Here is a 5,093-nt window from a genome sequence, read left to right on the forward strand (position 1 = left end):
AGCGAGCACGCTGCTGTCGCCAGGATCTCGCTCGAAACTTTCAGCGGACGCAATTGAGCAAAGGATTTCTGCTCAAGACTTTCTTCAGTTCCCTGCATTCTTTACTACCTCGCAGGATGCCTGGACGCCTTTCAACGACGACATCTACATCCGCTATAAAAGCATTTTGTGGCGATGGACATTGCCCTGTCACAAGCCGTAACTACTGATTACCACGGTGAGCCTTCAAAATCACCTTCGAGACGGGCGACTACCTGATCTATCTGACCCATCGTGACGATGCAGTTGTGCTGATCAACGAGCCTCCCCAGAATGTGGTGGGTATATAAACCACCCTGGTGACTTTGTTGGCGTGGGCGCTTTGGTTCGAAAGCGGATAGCCTCCACCAGTAGCAGATGACGCTCGCTCGTCGACAATACGGTGGCCATGCCCAAGTCTCATGAGGCTAGGGTAAAAATCTGTTAGCAGACGGAAGACGCCTTACGCTGCGACGAAGCAATTCCTTCACCGCTGCCCGTTACGAGCGACTGCTATCGGCCGATTCTGAGCGCGACACGCAGCCAAAAAAATATCCGTAGGCCAAAGACCTACGGATAGTTAACTACTCAGTTATCGAAACCTTGCTGCGGGCTAGCATCGCTAGCTCGTCCATTATCACACGGCGTTTGTCAAAAGTCGGTTCGAAAATATGCTCCCTCCGCTTTGCCCTGCCGGTTGGTCGGCTACGGCCCACAGGACCTGCGCAGTTTCAGCTCTTGGGCCAGCCGCCGCCAAGTGCTCGGTACAGTTGCACACGATCAAGCGCAGCTTGCGTAACGCTATCGACCAGGTCGCTTTGGGTCTTCAGCAGCGCGCGCTACCCAACACGTTGATGAAATCTACAGCGCCCTGGCCAAGGATTTGTGCGACGCACTTTCTGACTCGAAAACTCAACGGGGTGAGCGCAGAAATGAGCTTGAACGTGCTCATCAGTCATCCATGCCCAATAGTTTGCTGATGTCACGACCCGGTTCTGCGTCGGAGCCATAGGCAAAATCACCCTGACGTTGGCGCTCGGCCAATTGCTCCATCTGGTAGCGGTAGCGGGTGCCAGGTGTATCGAAGCGTGAATGCATGTCCCGGCGCTCGCTCTGTTCGAAGTAGCGCTGGTTTTGCGGACGCACCACCGAATTGTCCTGCGGCTGGATGATGTAATTGATCCGCGGCATGACGTAACGGAACGGCGCCGGTGCCGCAGTGGTATTGAAGGTCACGTCGCAACGCGAGCGATATTTGCCTACCGGCAGGAACGGCTGGAGGTTGGGTACGTCGTAGCCTGGCCGAAAGCGTGGATACGACACACAGACATTGCTGCGCAGATGGATGTGCAGCACCGCGCGGAAATCCTGGAACTTGGCCCGCACACCACCCACCCAACGCATGATGGGCGCGACCGATTTGTGCGCCACGGTGCGGGTCCGGGTGACGGTTTCGGAGGTCCATTCCACCTCGACCACATCGGAGTCGGAAATACCGTCGCCAATGGTGTTGGCATGAAGGAAGTCGGCGTGGGTGAGGTCGATGAGGTTTTCCACCGACAACGCCGAGCTGGCATCAAAACGCACGGTACGTTGGGTGTAGCCGGGAATGTCGCCGTCGATGGGCAGAAATGGAATGTGCGGCAACAGCAACGCATCAGCGGCATCAGGATTGCCGTACCACGCCCAGATATAGCCGTAACGCTCGACCACCGGGTAAAAACCGGAGCCGCCGGTGAAGGCGCTGGTGGCTTGGCGCAAGGCTTGCAAACGTTCGGGATGGAACTCGGCGGCTTTGGGCTGGCCATTCTCGCGCCACAGGTAATAGGGCTGTGAATGGACAATCCGACGAATCGGCCGGGCGCCCACATCGCGGCTATGGGACACCGGAAACCAGGCATCGCGCAGGTCGTAGTTGATCGGCGTCCAGTCGGAACGCAGCTTGCGGGGAATATCGAGCGGCTGAGCATTACTCAACGCAGGCACGGGGTGCATAGGAGCTTCTCCTTGTTCCAAGGGTAAAAGGTTCTAGCGTCAACGATTCAAGGGTCAAAGGCCCAGTCAAACGGCTGCGCGAACTGGAATCAGCACCTGATCGCGCAGGGCCGCCAGGTCTCGTGAAGGGGCGACGAGAAGGGCGGCGATGGCCGCGCCATCGATCTGCGAGCGCACCGTGAAGGGCAGTCGATTGACCGCACGGGCTGCACGCCAGCGCAATGGAGCCTTGGCAATGCGGTTGTTGTGCATGAAGCCACGCCAACACAAGCTGGTGGTGCCGCGCCGATTTGCACCGGAGGCGATGAACAGCGTACTCAGCTGAACCTCTTCTTCACTCAGCAGATCCACGCGGATGCCGCCGCCGGTCAGGGGCACCGCTGTGCGCACGATCAGCGGGTAATCGATAACGAAGTTCGACGGCAATATCTGGGTGGTCCAGACCGCGCCGCGATCAAGGACCAGACGGCCATTCTCAGGCCGTGGATCGCCCAGGAAGAAGTCGGTCATGCGCACGCTTTGAAAATCCAGCAGGCATTCGGGCCCGTCGAGCATCGCGGCCAGGTACTGGTCATGGGTCATGTTGACGATGGTCGAACCGGTGTATTCGCGGCCTTTGGGACAGTAATCGGCACTGGGCAGCTCGCCGCACGGATCACCTTCACCCAGCCAGACATGCACGAAACCATTGGCCTCGGCCACGGGAAAGGCTCGGGCGCCATAGCGTTGAGGAACCTTTTCGGTGGCGTGCAGATTCGGGATTTGTGTGCAAGAACCGCTAGCGCCATCAAAGGTCCAGCCGTGATAGCCACATTGCAGACCGGACTTCACCACAATGCCGAGCGACAGCGGTACGCGACGATGCGGGCAACGGTCCTCCAGGGCGAATGCCTGGCCTTCGGCATTGCGAAACAGCACCAATTCTTCCCCACCAAAGGCCACGGCCAAGGGTTTTTCACTGTTCACGGACTCTGACAGGGCCGAAGCCCACCATGCATTGGTCGTCACCGGGTAACCTCTATTTTCTTTTTGTTGTTTTAGGTTTGCGCACGCAAAGTTCGGTCTTTGCGGGAGAGGAAAGCTAGATAATGTTAGCTCGACGGAGGCAGGCTGACAACGAAAGATGGACATAATTATTAAATATGTTCAATTTATCTAGCTCGTCGGGGCCGGGCAAGGCCCTAAAGTGCGCGACTTCAGGTGCTGACACTCATTTGACCTAGCGTAAAACGATTTATCCGGCCACGGCGAGTTGACAATCTGTCGGCTCTGGCGAAAAGCGACGGGTCATCCCAATCACCTTTAACGATAAGCAAAGGGAAACGAAGTGCCGAAATTAGTCTTTAGAAATACCGATGGCAGCGAGCAGACCGTAGAGGCCAATGTGGGTGCGAGCATCTTGCAAACAGCGCTGAACAACGGCCTGACTGGCGTGCTGGGCGATTGCGGTGGCGCTTGTCAGTGCGCGACCTGTCACGTCTATATCCTCGAACCTGGCCTCGAGCAATTGCCGCCCATGGATGGCATGGAAGAGGAAATGCTCGATTGCGCCGCCTCTCCACGCCTAGCGCAAAGCCGACTGGGGTGTTGTGTCACGATCAGGGACGAACATGACGGGATGGTGGTGCAGTTTCCGCCCACACAGGTCTGAGGGCGCTTTTGCGATTGAACCTTGCACGGAGAAAGTTAGCCAAGATTCGCGCCGAGGCAGTGACGACTCATCACCGGGCGCGGCAATGCTATCCCTTTCGCCCGCTGTACCGACCGCCCCGCTAGTTGATACGAGGATGCTGTTGCACCAGATGGTCACGCTTGGCTTGCAGCTCGGCGATTTCTATGTCGATGTCTTCGATCTTCTGTTCGATGTTGTCGTGATGCTCCTGCAGCAGCTCCCGGGCTTCCTCGATGTCGGAAGCCGCTGGGGCCGCGCCGCGCAGTGGTTGGTTTGCCGTTTCTTTCATCGAGATGCCGGTAATCAGGCCGATGACGGCGACCACCATCAGGTAGTAGGCAGGCATGTATAAGTTGTTGGTGCTTTCCACCAGCCAGGCCGCTGCAGTCGGGGTCAGGCCGGCGATCAGCACCGAGATATTGAAGGCGCTGGCCAGGGCGCTGTAGCGGATGTGAGTGGGGAACATCGCGGGGAGGGTGGAGGCCATCACACCGATGAAGAAGTTGAGCAGTACGGCCAGTATCAGCAAACCGCCGAAAACCAGCCCGAGCTTGCCGCTGTTGATTAGCATAAAGGCTGGAATGGCGAGGCAGAACAGGCCGACGCTGCCGGTGATGATGAATGGCCGCCGGCCAACCTTGTCGCTTATGAACCCGAACAGGGGCTGAACGAACAGCATCCCGACCATGATGGCGATGATGATCAGCACGCCACTGCTTTCGCTGTAGTGCAGGTCGTGTGACAGGTAGCTCGGCATGTAGGTGAGCAGCATGTAGTAGGTGACGTTGGTTACTATCACCACGCCGATGCAAGTCAGCAGGCTGCGCCAGTACTTCGTGGCCACTTCCTTGAACGACACTCGGGGACCTGCCGCCAAGCCTTCGCGATCGCCCTGTTCGAGTTTCTCGACATGCTGCTGAAAGGCCGGGGTCTCTTCGAGCGCATTGCGCAAGTAAAGTCCGAGCATACCTAAGGGCAGGGCGAGGAAGAATGGCAGACGCCAGCCCCACTCAAGGAGCCTCTCTTCGCCCAGGATAGTGGAGATCAGCACCACCACGCCTGCGCCGAGGACGAAGCCGGCGATCGAGCCGAAATCCAGCCAACTGCCAAGGAAGCCGCGCTTGCGGTCCGGGGCATATTCGGCGACGAAGATCGAGGCGCCGGTGTATTCGCCGCCCACCGAGAAGCCTTGGGCCATTTTGGCCAGCAGCAGCAGGACAGGTGCCCAGATGCCAATTGAGGCGTAGGACGGAATCAGCCCTATGGCGAAGGTGCTAAGCGACATGATCACGATAGTTGCCGCCAGGACTTTCTGTCGCCCGTAACGGTCACCCAAAGCCCCGAAGAACAGGCCACCCAACGGCCGAATCAGGAAGGGCACCGAGAAGGTGGCCAACGCCGCGATCAT

At 58.0% G+C, this 5,093-nt stretch carries 5 protein-coding genes; 2 read left to right on the forward strand and 3 right to left on the reverse strand.

The annotated features are described in order from the left end of the window. A partial coding sequence (locus M0974_RS26485; protein ID WP_297844111.1) for a hypothetical protein occupies positions 1-202 on the forward strand: 202 nt, incomplete at its 5' end. 767 nt (positions 203-969) lie between these two features. On the opposite strand, the gene M0974_RS26490 is transcribed toward M0974_RS26485, so the two are convergent. Both M0974_RS26490 and M0974_RS26495 read right to left on the reverse strand, forming a co-directional pair. Next, a complete protein-coding gene (locus M0974_RS26490) occupies positions 970-2,013 on the reverse strand; it encodes an aromatic ring-hydroxylating dioxygenase subunit alpha (RefSeq protein ID WP_297844113.1) in 1,044 nt (347 codons plus the stop codon). A 66-nt stretch (positions 2,014-2,079) separates the two neighbouring features. Next, a complete protein-coding gene (locus M0974_RS26495) occupies positions 2,080-3,021 on the reverse strand; it encodes a Rieske 2Fe-2S domain-containing protein (RefSeq protein ID WP_297844116.1) in 942 nt (313 codons plus the stop codon). Between the two features lie 319 nt (positions 3,022-3,340). Between M0974_RS26495 and M0974_RS26500 the strand changes: the two genes are divergently transcribed. Beyond that, positions 3,341-3,664: a 2Fe-2S iron-sulfur cluster-binding protein gene (locus M0974_RS26500; protein WP_297844117.1), complete on the forward strand. Its 324-nt coding sequence runs from the start codon at positions 3,341-3,343 to the stop codon at positions 3,662-3,664. Between the two features lie 121 nt (positions 3,665-3,785). Here M0974_RS26500 and proP read toward each other — a convergent pair. After that, positions 3,786-5,093, reverse strand: a 1,308-nt coding sequence (proP, locus tag M0974_RS26505; RefSeq protein WP_297844121.1) for a glycine betaine/L-proline transporter ProP, incomplete at its 5' end; no start/stop codon positions are given.

It is taken from the genome of Pseudomonas sp. (assembly GCF_026224925.1).
Classification (GTDB): domain Bacteria; phylum Pseudomonadota; class Gammaproteobacteria; order Pseudomonadales; family Pseudomonadaceae; genus Aquipseudomonas.

Excerpts from the sequence above, each read along its gene's own strand:
- M0974_RS26490 (WP_297844113.1), bottom strand. The coding sequence starts at position 2,013 with ATGCACCCCGTGCCTGCGTTGAGTAATGCTCAGCCGCTCGATATTCCC.